This is a genomic window from Saccharopolyspora sp. ASAGF58, from assembly GCF_012277335.1.
GTDB lineage: Bacteria > Actinomycetota > Actinomycetes > Mycobacteriales > Pseudonocardiaceae > Saccharopolyspora > Saccharopolyspora hattusasensis.
In genome coordinates this window covers 6,288,247-6,303,126 of record NZ_CP040605.1, presented here as the reverse complement: position 1 = coordinate 6,303,126, position 14,880 = coordinate 6,288,247, and the positions used below count along the sequence as shown (strand labels likewise).

Here is a 14,880-nt window from a genome sequence, read left to right as displayed (position 1 = left end):
AATTGGCAGCTCTTCTCGCCGCGAACGGGCCGGGTTCACATCCACACCCGCAGGGTATCCCGCGGATTCATCGAAACAAGGAGGTCCACGATGTCACCGCCACAGCTTCCCGCGCTGGATAGGCAACTCGGTGGTCGCCGTGTCCTGGTGACCGGTGGATCAGGGTTCATTGGATCCCGGGTGGTCGAGGAACTGTGCCGGCCGGGGGCGCAGGTGGTGTCGGTGGATCGCCGCCGGCCGTGGTGGCGCTCTCCGGTGTCCTGTCGTGTCGAGGAGTGCGACATCCGAACCAACCGGCTGGCCGAGCTAATCGTCGAGTTCGCTCCGCATGTCGTCGTGCACCTGGCTGCGCAGGTCGGTGTGCCGGAGTCGGTGCGGTGCCCCGCGGTCGATGCGGAGGTGAATGTGCGCGGCACGATCACTGTCGCTGAAGCCGCCGCTGCTTTCCACCGAGACGTGTCGTCACGGTTCATGCCGTGGTTTCAGCATCGATCGCCTGAGTAGGCAGCCACCCGCGTCGTTCTTCCGCGACGCGGGGAGATCCCCGAACGCGGCCGGGATGCCGGTGTCCCCGTCCCTGGCATCCCGGCCGTTTCCCAAGGAGAGGAAAGCATGTTGAACGAGCTGAGAGCCGTGACGTGCCGTGATCGCACTGGCCAGGATCGTGACGTCGTGGTCGGGCATACCCCGTCGACCGTGTGGCTACGTGTGGCAGGTGAAGAGCGGCTGCTGGACACCACTCAAGCTGAGGCGTTGTACGTCGCGATTGGCGTCCAGATCGCTGCCGTTCAGAGCGCACGACGCAAGGCGGTGGGGGCGTGAACGATCTGGCGTTCACCTTGTTGGTCGTGGTGGGCCTTGCCGGAGCTTTGGGAGCGGGTTTGTGGTGGTTGATCACCAGCCCAGCTGAAACGGAAACCCAGCATCTGTTTGCGGAGGGAAAAGAATGAACCGCCTGCTACCGTCCCTGCCTCGGTCGTTCTCCGAGGAGGCAGCCGAGATCGAGACAGTGGAGTGGGTGGTGAGCCCGAGTGAGTCCGTGGTGCACTGCCGCCTCCCCGGGACTGGGGACCTGGCGTGCGGCCACAAACTGGCAGATGAACTGGAGACCTGCACCGGGTATCTCCCAGCGGCCCGCTGGCCGCGCTACCAGCCGCATCTAGCGTGTTTGGCCAGCGCTCCGACATGGGTCGATGATCTTGTCGAACCGCGCGCTCTACTTCCGTACGCGGAGGAATCGGTGTCGGGGCGTCACGCCATCGAGACGGTGTCGACGCTGCGGATACCGAACCTGGTGCGGCACATCAAGGCACTTGAACTCTCGATGACCGGGCCGCCAACCAGGACCGGCACAGAGAACGTCCCCGGCAGCAGCTATCTGCCGGGGACGTGCCGAAAGTCTAGCGATACGTCGGTCGTGGAGTGCACCACGCTGCACGAACTGGGGGAGGTCGCGTGACGGCTGTGACCGGGAATCGTGGCTACCACACCAGTCTTTCCAGACCTGGCGATCAGGGTGCGGCCCCATGTCGGACGGTCCAGTACTCCTGTCCCCAGAGCCACAAGTTCGCGGTGCCGTTCTCCGGCGACGCCGACGTGCCGCCCACCTGGGAGTGTCGCATGCACGGCACCGCGTCGAAGCGCATCGACGGCAGCGAGCCGGAGCAGAAGAAGGCCAAGCCACCGCGCACTCACTGGGACGTGCTGTTGGAGCGGCGCACCATCCCGGAACTTGATGAGCTGCTCCACCAGCGGTTGGCCGCGCTGCGGGGAAAGAAAACGCGCAGTACGTCGGCGCCTCGCGGGAGACCGTGAACAAGGCGCTAGCGGACTTCGCGCGCCGCGGTTGGCTGCGGCTCGAGGGTAAGAGCGTGCTCATCCTCGACCCCGAGCGGCTGGCCCGCCGCTGCCACTGATCAGCCCCACAACAGGAACGACAACATCAGAACAAATGACCGGAATGCATATCCACAAACGCCCCTCATGGAAGCCCGATGAATGGGGCCCGAGCCAGCTTTCTCGTCTGACTCCCGCGCGACGCCGTATCGCCCTGAGCCTCCTTCGTGACTACAACATCGACGAGACCGCAAGAGACACATATTTAAGCGCGTACACAGTCAAGACCCATCTTTGCAGAATCCGCCGCGACCTTAGGGCACGGGACCGCACCCACCTCGTCGCGGCACTGTACGAGACTGGGTTCGCATTCCCCAGTTGGGCACACCAAAAGGTCAACGTAACGTACATGCGCGCAGTTTTCGACGCCCCCTTCAACTTGATTGACACCCCTTTTGATCCAGGTCAGGTAAACCTCTTGCATGATCGGGAAATAAGAACAATCAAACTTGTCACCCAAGGGCTGACCAACCATGCAATCGCAAAACTCGAATACATTGAAGAGGATAGCGTCAAATCGCGCCTAAAAGAGATCAGAAACAAACTGAACCTCAAGAATCGACATTATTTTTCCGTGTTCGCCTACGAGTCCGGATTAGAGCACGTCGAGCTGACGCTGACTCGGTCATCAAATCGACCTGCACCAGCAGGCAGGGGAACATTGCCTATTTCAAAATGAGCCAATCGATGAGGGGCTACTTTTATTCTTCATCGCTACCGACGCGCCCGCCTGCTTCGCGTGGATCGTAGAAACGACCGCTAGGGGGCGCTACCCCTTCGATTTCAGTAGTTGATGCGCGCCAGCGCGGAGCGCAGTGCTCCGCGCTGGCTCTCTAACCGAAAACAGGTCGCATGCTTGAGAAAGCCATCGGAGCCGTGATCTTCGTAATGGTTCTGTGCGTGGGCATACTCGCCCTGGTCGCGCAGGTGCGAATGAACATGGGGGAGTTCTACTCCTTCGCGCGAGCGTTCTCCGCCACCACCTACGACGCGGCACAGCTCATTGCTCCTATCGGGGCGCTTTTACAAAAGCGCTGAGGTGCGGATCCCGCATCACTGGCGCACGCCTGTGAGGGTCGAGTCGTCTCGTCGCGCCAGGTCCTGTCGGCGAGACGGCTCCCCGCCTGATGGCCGCTCGATGTCGGTACCTCCGGGGTCCGGCATCACGCGGCACCCGGCCGACGCGGGCGAGCTGGTTCGATCACCAAGGCCGAGACCCCGTATCTCCCTGCCGCGTTCACAGCACAAGGCCATCCGGTCCGGTGCCCCGTCGTGGTCGGTTACGTCATTGGCGACCGCAACGACCAGGCCAGCGTGCCGCCTTCTTCTTACTTGGCTACCCGGCCAACACTGCGAAGAGAAAGCGAACGAACGAACTGATGGGAATGAGACTGAGAGGGACGTTACCCGCGTTGAAAATCGTTCCGCTGGTTGCCGGGCTGTACGGGGCCTCGGCCTGCATGCCCGCGCAACCGTCCCTACCGGCCGTGCCGCCACTGCCACCACCGTCAAGGAGTGCGCCGGCTCCGCCGGTCACGCCACCACAGCCGCGCGAGTATGACTTCCGATCGATCTGCGTCGACCCTCGGAGCGAGAAACGCTTGGACGACTCCGACTGTGACACTGCACCCGCGCAATACACCGGCAGCACACCGGTGTTGGATGTGCACCCGTCACCGCAGCGGTTCTGGTATTACTACCGCGCCAACGGCCAGACCGCACCGAAGGTCGGAGACCGGATCACTGGCGGAGGCACCTTCACGACACCGGTCGCGGCTCCTGGTGAACCGGCCCCGGTGATCGGTCGAAAGGGCAGCATCCCGGTCTCCGGTGGCCCCGTACAACGCGGAGGCTTCGGCATCAATACCAATCCCGGCACGACCTCCGGAACATAGCCACCAGAAAGCGGTCCGCCCGGCGATCGCTGCGACGGCCCCCGCAGACCCGACCTCGCCGTCGACGTGAGCCGCTCAGCGTGGCAATTGTGCACCGATAAGGCCCGTCTTGTAGGCTGCGCCTTCTCGCACGCCGCGCGCCTTCTATGGAGTCTGACTGTGCCGGTTCTCGTCTTTCACATCCGTGCCCGATGGCTCGGAGAGCTTTGCTCTCGGACTGGTGTGGGGGTGCCCCGTGGCGATCAGTGACGGCGACATCTCGAGCGTGCTTGCCGCCTACCTCGAGTGCTATCCGGAGGAGGCCGCGCTGCTCTCGGAGCCGGCGCGTTTGCTGTCTCAAGGTGGGGATTTCGCCTCGCGGCGGAGCTTCCCGATGCACGTGACTGTCGGTGCGCTGCTTGTCCGCGGTGACGCTGAGATCCTGCTTGTCGAGCACCGCGCGTACGGGATCACGTTGCAGCCTGGAGGCCACCTTGAGCCGACCGATACCGCACTGATCGACGCGGCAGCGCGCGAGTTGACGGAGGAGACGGGTGTTGACCCCGACAGGGTCTTCCCAGCCTTGCAGACTCCCGTCTACATCGAGTACGGCCCCGTTCCGGCACGACCGGAGAAGGACGAGCCGGAGCACTACCACCTCGACATCGGATACTCCTTCACGACGGCACATGCGGACGTGGGGCGCATCCAGGAGTCCGAGGTGACCGGTGCCGCCTGGTACCCGCTCACCGCGGCCGAGCGCCTAGTCGGGAACCGCATTGCACGAGCGGTCAGCGCGCCGGCCCGGATCGGCTGACCGGACCCATTAAGCCCTTCCGGTCGACAGCAGCCCCGGCTCACAGTTCGCACGGCCGAGGCTGCGCGATCCGTGTTCGCCTCTGTTGGACCGAACGCGGAGCATCGACGATCGCAGCCTCAGCCGGCGTCGGCCGTGCTGTGGTGTCTACTCACTCGAAAGACGGTTTGCGGTCCCGGCTCCGCTTGAGCTCGAAGAAGCCGTCCGTCGCGGCGACCATGACCAGGCCGTCCCAGAGTTGTCCGGCAGCTTCACCGCGGGGGGCCGGTGTGATCACGGGGCCGAACAGGGCCGTGCCGCCGATGCGGAGAACCGGGGTCCCGACGTCGAGGCCGACCTCGTTGAACGCCTCGTCGTGTGAGTCCTTGATGACCTGATCGAACTCCGTGCTCGTCGCGGCCGCAGCCAGCGAATCAGGCAGGTCCGCCGCCGCGAGAGCTTCGGTCATCACGGTGGGATCGTCGCGACGTCGTTGGTTGTGAAGCCGGGTGCCAATGGCGGTGTACAGCGGCCCGAGGACGCCGCGGCCACCGTACTCAGCGGCTGCCGCGCAGACCCGCACCGGACCCCAAGCCTTGACCATCAACTCCTGGTAGTCCTCGCTGAGGCCCTTGCCTTCGCGCTGAACGAGGTTCAGGTAGGCCAGGGACATGATCCGCCAATCGGCGCGCACCGGTCGAACCTGCTCGACCTCCAGGAGCCAGCGCGAGGTGATCCATGCCCAGGGGCACAGCGGATCGAACCAGAACGGGACCCCGTCGCGGTCCGCTTGTTGCTTGATCATCGACATGAACACCCTCCTATCTCAGACCGCTTCTGCCTGTGCCCTCCCCTACTGGGAGGCTAGATCTCGAACAGTCCACTTTGGACTGGGATGTTGCACTGAATGTTGCATTTGGCCGTGCGTCCGGCGATTGTGACCAGGGCCGCGAGATCGCTGGGCTGAGCGTTCTCGTCCGCGGTGTTGACGAGCCGGAGGAATACCTGCGCGGTGACGTCGACGTCAGCGTAGGCCCTGTGGCGATCCGCCGGATGCTGGATGGAGAAATGCGCCAGCAATGTGTCGAGTTTGTAGTTCGGCAGACCGGGGACGAGGTGTTTGGCAAACGGGATCGTGTCAAGGAAGTCTACGCGGGCTAGCGCGGGGCAGTGCTCGCGCTGGTTGTGGATGATGTTTGCCTCGGTGGCGGCGTGTTGAGCCACCAGCAGGTACCGGTTGTCAGCCGTGAATCGCCGGTCCAGTGCGCCCAGCGCCTCGGCCGGGGTGGGGGCTTGCCTCAACTGCTCGGGTGTCAGGCCGGTTTGGGCCGTGCTGGCCGGCGTCACCGGGGCGAACGCGGGCGGCCGGATGAGGGACGAACTTCTGCCGACCGCCGTCCACGCGCCTTCTTGGTAGCGGAGTGCGAGAGCGGCGACCTCGATGGGCTGGGCCGGGTGGCCCGCGGGGGTCGTCGTCTCGAAGTCGATGACCACGAAGGTCGTCGCCAGGAAAGCGGGGTCTTTTGTCAAGCCGCCCATCTATCCACCGTTCTTTGTTGATTCCGTGGCGTTTACCGGCCCGCGCCCGCCACATCGACGAGAGCATGCCGGGTTCCAGCCGCCGTGGTAGAGCCGTCACGACGTGGTGTGCCGTTACTGACTGATGAGTCGGGTAACGGCCTGCGTGGCGGCTGGCAGGTCCGGTGCGTTCCAGAGGCGCTCGCCCGTCCAGGTTTCACTCAGGGACCGGTACAGGTCCGACATCACCGGCAGGAACTCGGGAGGCAGTGGTGCCGGCTGCGGCCACCTGCTCCTGGGCAGGCCCTCGGCGATCAGCTTGCTGACCGGCACCTCGAGCCCGTTGTCCACGTACCAGTTCCGGAGAACCTGCTTGCCGCAGTGCACTCCGTTGAACAACAGGCGGCTTTCGTCAGGTGTACCGGGACTGTCGGCAAGCACGATGCCCGCATCGCTGGACACCAGGAACTCGACCTTGCCGTCGGAGTGGCTCAGCCCGAGCTCGCGTGCGTGCCCGGTCAGCACCTCGTTGACCTTGACGGTGGTGTCACGCATCGCCTGGAACTGCTCGTCGCTCAGACCAGCGAGACGCTGGGCCTCGGGCCCGCCGATGAACCGGTTGACGTCTTCCAGCATCGTCGCGTACTCGATGAGCGGATGCCGCAGCTTCTCGCCGATCGCGGGAATGCCGCGGAGCCCGAGCGCAGCCGGTGTCAGCGCCCCGGCCGCGAGCCGGCGGTGAACGGAGCTTCCTTGAGGGAGCTCGTTGCGGAAGAGGAGCTGCACGGGAACGAGGTAGTTTCCAGCGTCCAGCGCGAGCGGCCCGGCGTCCGGGACGCGCGCGAGATCGAACTCGATCCGGTTCGGGGCGATGAAACGGCGGAAATGGGTTGGCACGCCCGCCGCTTCCAGCATCGTGAAGTTGAAGACGGCCATGCGGCAGATGGCCTCGCCTTTCCCGGGGATCAGGTCCGGCATCCTGCCGTAATGGAACACCGTGTAATTGTCGGTGTACTCGAAGACTCCGACTCCCTCCCTCGTTGCCGTGGGAGGTTCGATGATCTCCAAGTTCTTGGTCGAGTGGAGGACGGGCATCATGCTCCTCTGGTGCGACGGCCTCACGCCGTCATCTGGCGGAATCTGCTGATCGTGGCGGCGTGGTGTCCAGCGCAGCGTCGTGTGGTGCCGCCGCCGTCTCGCTGGCGGCGGCCGCCCCGAGCCCGCCGAGTCGCGGCCTCCCGCGCGGCATGGGCGCCCCAGTGGCCGAAGCACAGCGCGCGGTTCCCTCAGCGACTTCGTCGGCGGCGGCCAGGTGGCCGTCGACCACCGTGATCACGCGCATGCCGGCCGCTCGTGCGGAGGTGACGCCGTCGGGAGCGTCGTCGACAGCCAGGCAGCGCTCCGGCGGGACGTCGAGGCACCGGGCAGCCGCGAGGTACAGGTCGGGGGCTGGCTTGCCGTGCGTGACGTCCTCTCGTGCGACGACGGCTGCGAATTCGTGCCTCAGACCCAGAGCGTCGATCCCGGGGTGGACGAGAAGTCGGCTGGCGCCCGAGGCCACGGCGCAGGGCAGTCCAGCACGGCGTGCGGCGTGCAGGAGCGAGACGACGCACGCGAAGGGGGTGGTGCTATGCACGGTGGTCAACAGGTGGGTGCGGCTCTGTCGGATGATCTCGTCGTGGTGCAGCTGCTGGCCGCCCGGTAGCGCAGTCAGCAGGTCGTGGATGGACAGGCCGACGTGTCGGCGATACCAGTCGTGGTCCAGGTCGAGGCCGTGTGGTCGTAGTGCCGCTCGCAGTGCCTGCTCGTGGGTGGGCGTCGTGTCGGCGAGCGTTCCGTCGAAGTCGAGGATCAGGGCCTCGATGCCGTCGGGGATCGCGGGCACGCAGTTCCTCGCTGAAGCCGGATTCGGACAGGTCAAGGGGCGGGCGGCCTCGTTCATGCCGGCGCCGATTCCGCGCGGTGGCCGCAGCACATGCACCGGGCTCCCTGGCTCTGCCACGGCTCGCGGACGCAGCCCAGGTCGGCCGCGGCGCCATGGATCCATGCCCGGATCTGCTCGGCCGCCTCGTGCTCGTCGACACTGCGCCGGTCCACAACCCGGTAGCGTGCCGGATCGGTGGCGGCGAGCCGCTCGAAGAGCGCACACGCCTCACGCATGAACGTGACCTGCTCGCCGGTGAAGACACAGCGGTCGCGCCGCTGCGCGCGCACGACGGCCTCGGAGGCATCGTCGGTGACGAGGATCGTGAGGTCGGGCAGCGGCCGGTAGGAGGACGCGAGCTCCAGCAGGGCGGTTGCCGTCTCAAGAGCAGCGTCCGGGTCGTCAGGGTGCAGCAGCAGCGCCTGGCACACCGCTGTGGTGTCGACGCTGCGGCCTTCAACGACGGCACGCCCACTGGACAGCTCGGGAATGACGATGTCCAGGTCATGCCGCTTGATGGCCAGCAGGATCAGGGCCTCGGCCATGGGCGTGCCCCCGCGCAGGAACGGGTCGCCTGCGCTGGCCTCGCGCAGCGCGCGAAACAAGTCTTCGCCCAGTCCCGGGCGCCCGTTCGCGCGCTGGGAGAACTCGTCGAGCATCAACGGCTTGTCGTCGAGGGCCTCGACGGCGCGGTTGGTCAAATAGGTTTTGCCGACTCCGTTGACGCCTTCGGCGGCGATCAGCGGGCCGCGGGTGCAGAGATGGCGTACCGGTGTGGTCGTCGTACGGGAAAGCCCGTTCGGGGGCGAGGGCTGGGCGCTGCCGGAAGGGGCTGTTCTGGAGGCGTTTGTCGGCGCTGGTACGGGATCGTCGGTCAGGTGGCCCATGCGTTGGCCTCTCGGGCGATGGTGGCGGCGTAGTGGTCGAGTGCTGTGTCGGTGTCGCGTTCGGTGAGGATCACGGCGAGCGTGTGGTCGAGGATCTGGGCGGCGCCGCGGCACGGCGTCCGGTCCGGGCTGGTGAACATGGGCCGGGTGTCGCAGGGCACGAGTCGGAAACTGCCGGTGGAGTTCGGCACTCCTTGCCGCGCGAGGTGTTCGGCAAACGCCTGGGGATTCGGCAGGTCGATGTGAAGCAGCGGGGCGAAGCCGTTCCATTCCTCGCATGTGGCTGGGGCGAGAACGTTCAGGCCGGGTGCCTGCTCCAGGGCGTGCAGCAGGTGGTGGGTCTGTGCGCGGCGCAGTTCCACCAGTGCGGAGCACCGGCGGAGGTTGGCCAGGGCGATCGCGGCAAGGGGCGCGGCGAGGCGGGTGTTGGTTGCCAGGCGGCTCTGCGGGGCTTCGTTGGGAGGAGCCGCCTGCCAGTGGCTGCGGAACGCGGCCGCGTGCTCTGCGATCTCGCGGCGGGTGGTGACCAGGAAACCGCCCTCGCCGCTCCAGAGGATCTTGCCGTCTTTCATGCTGAAGCAGCCGACTGCGCCGACGGTGCCTGCCGGTTGCCCGTCGCGGGCGGTGCCGACGGCCTGTGCGGCATCCTCGACGATGGCGAGCCCGTGCTCGGATGCGAATGCCGCCAGCGCTGCTGGGTCTCCCATCCGGCCCCACAGGTGAACGGGCATGATTGCCCGGGTTCGCGAAGTGACCTTGCTGGCCGCGTCGTCGTAGTCCAAATCCAGAGTGCTCGGATCACTGTCGACGAACACCGGCACCGCCGCCAGCGCGGCGAGGGGTGCCACGGTCATGACCACGGTCAGCGCCGGGACGAGGACTTCGTCGCCCGGGCCGATGCCGCAGGCCGACAGTCCGGCGTGCAGGGCCGCGGTGCCGGAGGAAACTGCCACGACGTGCGGGACGCCAAGGGTTTCGGCCAGTTCGTGTTCCAGTTGCCCGACGACCGCGCCGCCGCTCGGATCGGGCATCTGCTCGATCACCGAGGTGATCTGCTCCGTGATCAACGGGGTGTTGCCGGGGACGTGAGGCGGCGTCATCGGGATGCCTCCTCGTTCAGCATCCGCGGCATGTCCAGGACGAGGGGCCACATGTTCACGCAGTCCCGGCTGAACAGCCCGCAGTCCGTGCACGTGGGCCTGGTGGCGAACACCGTGTGCGCGTCGCTATCGCGGATGGTGCGCCGCCGCTCGGGTGCGGTGGCGGCGATCCGGCGGTCGGACGGGCAGTCCCAGACCGAGCCGTCGGGCTGGACGAAGAACAGGCGGGCGCCGCCGAAGCAGTCGGGCACATGCCCGCTGTCCTGTGTGGAGATCGCGGCGACGAAGCGTCGTGCGTAAGAGGGATCCGGAAGCGCCAGGCTGCTCGGTTCGTCGTAGAGACGGTCGAGTTGTTCGGCCACGGCCGGTACGTCTTCGCGGCGGTGGGTCCGCTCCTCGAAGAGCGTGTGGTCGGGCGTCAGGGAAACCGGTTGGGGGACGTAGTAATCCACGCCGAGCTGCTCGGCCAGGTGGGCCATGTCGGTGATCTCCTGCGGGCGTTCCCTCATCACCACGGTGTAGATCCCCACCCGCGGCGCGTGCCGGGAGCCCCGGGCGTCCAGCAGGGCGCGGATACCGGCCAAGACATCGTCGTAGCCGAAGCGACCCGACCGTGAGGGGCGCAGCCGGTCGTTGATCTGCGCGTCCGCGCTGTCCAGGGAAACCGAAACGCCGTCGACGTCCAAGGCGATGAGCCGTCCGACCACCTGCGGGCGAGTGAGCGGGATCCCGTTGGTGGCGATCACAACCTCACAGCCCGCCTCCTTGATGAGTTCGATCACCCCTAGCGTGGCGGGCCAGTCCAGTGGCTCGCCGCCGGCGATGACCACCCGCTCGATCGTCGAGCCGGACAGGGTCCGTGCGAACGCTTTGAGCGCCTTGGGCGGCAGGTCGTTGCGCGACAGGTGCGATAGGACACCGACCTCGTCGGGCGGGGCCTGTTTGTGCTCCTCGATCGTGCCGAAGTAGCAGTGCGGGCAGGCAAGCGCGCAAGGCGAGCGCAGTGCCCAGAGCAGGGTCGCATCACGCGACATGGTCGGCCTCCCGCTGCTTCACGAGGTCCTGCACGACTGCGCCCACCTCGTCGGCGACGGCTTCGGCGGGCTTCCCGGTGGCGTCGATCACGGTGTAGCGGTCGGTCTCAACGGCGGCCAGCCCGGTGTAGAGGAACTCGGCCTGCTCGATCACGCGTAGGTCCCGTGGCGCCAGCGTCCGTCCGATCCGGTCGGCGAAGCGCCGCGTGCACACCTCCCGGTCGCCGGTCAGCAGGACAGTGGCGTCAGGCAGGCGCCGCCACCGCGACACCGTCGCGAGCACGTGCCGTGCGATGTCCGTGGGGTCGGCACCCGACACCTGCGCGGAGAGGATCGCGGCCTGGTAGACGGCCACGGAGTCGACACCACGGTCCTCGATGACCACCTCGACCTCCGGCGGGGCCGGGATCGCGGCGAGGCGTTCTGCTTCGCGGACCTTTAGCGCCAGCAGAGCCAACGTCTCCACGACCGGGTATCCGGTGCGCAAGAACACGTCGTCGTCTGCGGCCAAGGCGGAGATCACGCGTCCGGGCAGCGTGTCTCCGGCCTGGTCGGTGAGTTCGTCCAGCAGCAGGCACCGCCCATCGAGGGAGGCGGAAAGCGCTCGGGCTGCCGTGGTTTTCCCGATGCCGTTGATGCCCTCAACACTGACCCACAGCGGCCGGGAAGGGGCGGGTTCACGGGGCGCCGCGGGGACGGCGGCGGCACTCACGCGGGCCTCCGGCAGACGTACAGCAGCTCGGTCGCGTTCTTCGGCACCGACACCGCCGAGACGGTGTCCAGCAATGCCCGGGGAACGCGCGCGGCCAGCTCGCGGTACCAGTTGGCCGCACCCTGCCCGTACCGTTCGGTGAGCTCGTCGGCCACCACTTCCGGCTCGGGCGGCAGCAGGCCCATCACGTCGTCGACGACCAGGCCCGCCTCGCCGACGACCTGCTCCACCTCTTCCCGCGACCACTCGTAGACGTGGACGCGGTACTGCAAAGGCCGCGGCGGCGGGCCGAACGTTGCTGGCGTGGACAGGAACAGCATTCCGCCGGGTGCGAGCGCTTGCGCCGTGCTGTGCAGGCTGCGCGAACCGAGTTCGAAAGGCAGGTGCTCCAGTGCCGAGGTGTACAGCGCCACGTCGAAGTCGGGCAGTTGCGGCCAGGGTTGGGCGACATCGCACTCGACGAGCTCAATCGGGAAGAGCTCGCCGTAGGTCTCGCGCAGGAACGCGATCCGTTCTCGGGCCTCGTTCAGGTTGTCGGAGCTGATGTCCAGCCCGACATACCGTTCGATCTCCGGCGTGTACCGGCGCAGCAGCGGCAGCGCCAGCCCACGGCCGCAGCACACGTCCAGCACCTTCGCGCCCGGCGCGCACTGCTCGGCGACGATGAGGTGCTGCATCAGGTTCATCAGCCCCGATGCCTTGACCTCCCCGCGGTGCAGCGCCGCGTAGAAGTCATCCATCTGGTTGGTGCTGTAGGGCCCCATCATGGGGGTCCCGGGCCGGGTGCGGAATTGCTCGGGAAGCTGATCAGTGCTCGTGCTCATCGTTGCCCTCCCATGGGAAGACCACCCATCCGCGGGTGGTCGTGCCGATGTAGGTGACGGTCGCCTCAGCCGGGAGGCGGCCGGTCCAGTTGTCCTCGTTCACCACACACACCGCGGTCCGAACCCGACTGGCTCCTGCGTCGGCGGCCAGTTTCACTGCGGCGGCGAGGGTGTGTCCGGTGCCGGCGACGTCGTCCACGATCAGGACGTCCCGGCCGGTGAGGTCGCCCAGCGAGGCCGCGTTGACGGCCACTGGTTGCGGGGTTTTCGCGGCGTTGGTGCTGTCGTCCGCGGTGTGGGTCACCTCGACACCTCGGACATCCCGCAGCCGGAGTTTGTGGGAGATCCAGACGGCCGGGATGCCACCACCACGCAGGACTGCTACCAGGATCTGGGGAGCTCCGTCATCACCGATCTCCTCGGCGATCCGGTTGACCAGCTCTTCTATTCGGGGCCACGTCAGGTGAGTGACCCCCCGCTCGTCGGTCACACTCCCCTCCGATCGCCCCAGATCAGCACGTGCATGCGGGTCGTCATGTTCAAGCCGCATTTGAGTACCGCATCAGCGAGCGTGGCCTGCTTGGCGAGGATCTCGTCTCCGGTTCGTCCCTCGGGCATGATCCACACCGCCGAGCGCGGTAGTTGGTGCTCGGCAACGAGGTGGTCCACTTCCGCCAGGTCGCCATGGTCGGATACGACGAACTTGAAGTTCGCGCGGCCCGCCATGGCCAGCTCAACGAACGCCCGAAGCACGCACGGCTTGACGCGTTTGTTGCACGGGTCCGCGCCGTTGTTCGACAACTTCGGCGACACGGTGAAGTGCTCGACACGTTCGCGGGTGTGCTCGGTTGGCGGGATGGTGCCGTTGGTCTCGACGTGGATTCCGCCATGCTGCGCAAGCCTGTTGAGCAACTCGATGAAGGCCACCCGCCCCTGGTGAATCAGCGGCTCTCCCCCGGTGATGACGGTCAGTGGGGTGTTGTGGCCGGCAACCTGGTCGCAGACAGCGGTGACGTTCTGTTCGGGACACTCTGCGCCGACGTCGAATCGGGCCCGGTCCCAGGTGTACGGGGTATCGCAGAAGACGCAAGCCAAATTGCACAGGCCCAGGCGCACAAACGAGCAGACCCGCCCAGTGTGCGGTCCTTCGCCCTGGAAGGTGGGGCCGAAGATCTCGGCCACGGGGAGGTGGGTTTCGTGGAGCGCGCGCCCAGTGCTGCCGACAGTGTCGGTGTTGGTCACGAGATCACCTCGGCGACGCTGGTATGTGTCTCCACCGTGGCGGGCCGGTACTCAGCCCAAGTCGTGGCGGTTTCGCTCACCCGGACCGCGGTGATGACGACGCCCTCCGGCAGCGGAATGTGCGTGCCGCACCAATCGAAAACCAGCTTGGCGAGGTTCTCGCTGGTCGGCTCGACGTCGAGGACCTCGTTGAGCAGCTGGTGATCGTAGCACTCGTCCAGGTGTTCCTTGAGCGGGGCCAGCTCGCCGAAGTCGACGACGAACCCGGGCCCAGTCAGCTCAGCTGCGGCCAGCAGCACCTCGACGGCGTAGGAGTGACCATGCAACCGGCCGCACTTGTGCCCGTCAGGAAGCCCCGACAGCCAGTGCGCGGCTTCGAAGTTGAAGCGCTTACCGATCTGGTAGGCGCCGCTCATGCTGTCCTCCCCGCAGCGGGGCGCACCAGCTGAAAGAACTCCGAGCGCGCGGTGTGGTCGTCGCGTAGCCGCCCGCGGGTGGCGATAGTGATGGTTCCCGAACCGTAGGCGCGTACACCGCGGCGCGTCATGCATACGTGTTCAGCCGAGAGCATGACCGCGACACCGCGGCAGTCGAGCTCTTGCTCCAGAAACGCCGCGATCTGCTGTCCGAGCTCTTCCTGGATCTGCATGCGGGCGGCGAACATCTCCACGACTCGGGCCAGTTTGGACAGTCCCGCGATCTTCTCGCCGGGCAGCACGCCGATCTGGGCCGTCCCAGAGAACGGCAGCACGTGGTGCGCACACACCGACGTGAACGGCACGTCGCGGACGAGCACTAACTCGTGCTGATCCTCCCAATTCGGGAACGTCGTGAATTCCCACGGCGACGCAGTGAGGAGCTCGGCTAACCCTGCGACCATCCTGGCCGGGGTCCGGACCGCGGCCTCGCTGCCCTCCGGGACTCCGAACGCCGTCAGCAGCGCCGCCGCGGCACGCTCAGCTGCGTCGACGTCGATGACCGGGGATCCCGGAAGGAGTTTTGTGGGCGGGCGCTTGGATTCCTGAACTTCTGTGGGCGCTGCTTCGAGCAAGTGATCTCCTCCTGCGTCATTG

22 protein-coding genes and 1 pseudogene are annotated in these 14,880 nt (G+C 66.6%); 10 read left to right on the top strand and 13 right to left on the bottom strand.

Annotated elements, in window-relative coordinates; translation table 11 throughout:
• Positions 1-90 precede the first annotated feature (90 nt).
• From FDZ84_RS29405 to FDZ84_RS29365, 10 genes and pseudogenes are all read left to right on the top strand, one after another.
• Positions 91-504 (top strand): NAD-dependent epimerase/dehydratase family protein, encoded by a 414-nt coding sequence (locus FDZ84_RS29405; protein ID WP_168588514.1) that lies wholly within the window; start codon positions 91-93, stop codon positions 502-504.
• Between the two features lie 108 nt (positions 505-612).
• Complete coding sequence (locus tag FDZ84_RS29400; protein ID WP_168588513.1) at positions 613-822, top strand: hypothetical protein; 210 nt, start codon at positions 613-615, stop codon at positions 820-822.
• On the top strand, positions 819-950 hold the full coding sequence (locus FDZ84_RS40175) for a hypothetical protein (protein ID WP_256413586.1): 132 nt from the start codon (positions 819-821) through the stop codon (positions 948-950). Before FDZ84_RS29400 ends, FDZ84_RS40175 begins: the two co-directional genes overlap by 4 nt.
• Positions 947-1,459: a hypothetical protein gene (locus FDZ84_RS29395; protein ID WP_168588512.1), complete on the top strand. Its 513-nt coding sequence runs from the start codon at positions 947-949 to the stop codon at positions 1,457-1,459. Before FDZ84_RS40175 ends, FDZ84_RS29395 begins: the two co-directional genes overlap by 4 nt.
• A gap of 5 nt (positions 1,460-1,464) precedes the next feature.
• Entirely contained in the window at positions 1,465-1,815 is a 351-nt protein-coding gene (locus tag FDZ84_RS29390; protein ID WP_246869248.1) for an RNA polymerase-binding protein RbpA, read from the top strand.
• Positions 1,773-1,916 (top strand): annotated as a pseudogene (locus FDZ84_RS29385) (helix-turn-helix domain-containing protein); the annotation flags it as partial. The gene FDZ84_RS29390 and the pseudogene FDZ84_RS29385, both read left to right, overlap by 43 nt.
• Positions 1,917-1,951: 35 nt before the next feature.
• Positions 1,952-2,575, top strand: a complete 624-nt coding sequence (locus FDZ84_RS29380; RefSeq protein ID WP_168588510.1) for a helix-turn-helix transcriptional regulator — start codon at positions 1,952-1,954, stop codon at positions 2,573-2,575.
• Between the two features lie 173 nt (positions 2,576-2,748).
• Positions 2,749-2,934, top strand: a complete 186-nt coding sequence (locus tag FDZ84_RS29375; protein WP_168588509.1) for a hypothetical protein — start codon at positions 2,749-2,751, stop codon at positions 2,932-2,934.
• Between the two features lie 563 nt (positions 2,935-3,497).
• Positions 3,498-3,791: a hypothetical protein gene (locus FDZ84_RS29370; RefSeq protein ID WP_168588508.1), complete on the top strand. Its 294-nt coding sequence runs from the start codon at positions 3,498-3,500 to the stop codon at positions 3,789-3,791.
• Positions 3,792-4,026: 235 nt separating this feature from the next.
• Positions 4,027-4,587, top strand: a complete 561-nt coding sequence (locus FDZ84_RS29365; RefSeq protein ID WP_168588507.1) for an NUDIX hydrolase — start codon at positions 4,027-4,029, stop codon at positions 4,585-4,587.
• 151 nt (positions 4,588-4,738) lie between these two features.
• Here FDZ84_RS29365 and FDZ84_RS29360 read toward each other — a convergent pair whose 3' ends face one another.
• The 13 genes from FDZ84_RS29360 to folE form a co-directional block, all read right to left on the bottom strand.
• On the bottom strand, positions 4,739-5,377 hold the full coding sequence (locus tag FDZ84_RS29360) for a disulfide bond formation protein DsbA (protein WP_305852021.1): 639 nt from the start codon (positions 5,375-5,377) through the stop codon (positions 4,739-4,741).
• 53 nt (positions 5,378-5,430) lie between these two features.
• Complete coding sequence (locus tag FDZ84_RS29355; RefSeq protein WP_210435202.1) at positions 5,431-6,060, bottom strand: PolC-type DNA polymerase III; 630 nt, start codon at positions 6,058-6,060, stop codon at positions 5,431-5,433.
• 159 nt (positions 6,061-6,219) lie between these two features.
• Positions 6,220-7,182, bottom strand: coding sequence for a phosphoribosylaminoimidazolesuccinocarboxamide synthase (locus tag FDZ84_RS29350; RefSeq protein WP_168588505.1), 963 nt, complete (start codon positions 7,180-7,182; stop codon positions 6,220-6,222).
• Positions 7,183-7,210: 28 nt separating this feature from the next.
• A complete protein-coding gene (locus FDZ84_RS29345) occupies positions 7,211-7,969 on the bottom strand; it encodes an HAD family phosphatase (RefSeq protein WP_210435201.1) in 759 nt (252 codons plus the stop codon).
• A gap of 53 nt (positions 7,970-8,022) precedes the next feature.
• Positions 8,023-8,895 carry a thymidylate kinase gene (locus FDZ84_RS29340; RefSeq protein ID WP_168588503.1) on the bottom strand — a complete coding sequence of 291 codons (873 nt, stop codon included), beginning with the start codon at positions 8,893-8,895 and terminating at the stop codon, positions 8,023-8,025.
• Positions 8,883-9,995: a DegT/DnrJ/EryC1/StrS aminotransferase family protein gene (locus FDZ84_RS29335; RefSeq protein WP_168588502.1), complete on the bottom strand. Its 1,113-nt coding sequence runs from the start codon at positions 9,993-9,995 to the stop codon at positions 8,883-8,885. Before FDZ84_RS29335 ends, FDZ84_RS29340 begins: the two co-directional genes overlap by 13 nt.
• Positions 9,992-11,029 (bottom strand): radical SAM protein, encoded by a 1,038-nt coding sequence (locus FDZ84_RS29330; protein WP_168588501.1) that lies wholly within the window; start codon positions 11,027-11,029, stop codon positions 9,992-9,994. Before FDZ84_RS29330 ends, FDZ84_RS29335 begins: the two co-directional genes overlap by 4 nt.
• Complete coding sequence (locus FDZ84_RS29325; protein WP_210435200.1) at positions 11,019-11,741, bottom strand: hypothetical protein; 723 nt, start codon at positions 11,739-11,741, stop codon at positions 11,019-11,021. The genes FDZ84_RS29330 and FDZ84_RS29325 overlap by 11 nt, the downstream gene beginning before the upstream one ends.
• Positions 11,738-12,565 carry a class I SAM-dependent methyltransferase gene (locus FDZ84_RS29320; protein ID WP_168588500.1) on the bottom strand — a complete coding sequence of 276 codons (828 nt, stop codon included), beginning with the start codon at positions 12,563-12,565 and terminating at the stop codon, positions 11,738-11,740. Before FDZ84_RS29320 ends, FDZ84_RS29325 begins: the two co-directional genes overlap by 4 nt.
• The gene (locus FDZ84_RS29315) at positions 12,549-13,055 is read right to left on the bottom strand and encodes a phosphoribosyltransferase (RefSeq protein WP_210435199.1); all 507 of its coding nucleotides are present in this window, start codon (positions 13,053-13,055) and stop codon (positions 12,549-12,551) included. Before FDZ84_RS29315 ends, FDZ84_RS29320 begins: the two co-directional genes overlap by 17 nt.
• On the bottom strand, positions 13,052-13,807 hold the full coding sequence (locus FDZ84_RS29310; protein WP_168588498.1) for a 7-carboxy-7-deazaguanine synthase QueE: 756 nt from the start codon (positions 13,805-13,807) through the stop codon (positions 13,052-13,054). The genes FDZ84_RS29315 and FDZ84_RS29310 overlap by 4 nt, the downstream gene beginning before the upstream one ends.
• A complete protein-coding gene (queD, locus tag FDZ84_RS29305) occupies positions 13,804-14,223 on the bottom strand; it encodes a 6-carboxytetrahydropterin synthase QueD (RefSeq protein ID WP_168588497.1) in 420 nt (139 codons plus the stop codon). The genes FDZ84_RS29310 and queD overlap by 4 nt, the downstream gene beginning before the upstream one ends.
• A complete protein-coding gene (gene folE, locus FDZ84_RS29300) occupies positions 14,220-14,858 on the bottom strand; it encodes a GTP cyclohydrolase I (RefSeq protein WP_246868517.1) in 639 nt (212 codons plus the stop codon). The genes queD and folE overlap by 4 nt, the downstream gene beginning before the upstream one ends.
• Positions 14,859-14,880: the final 22 nt, after the last annotated feature.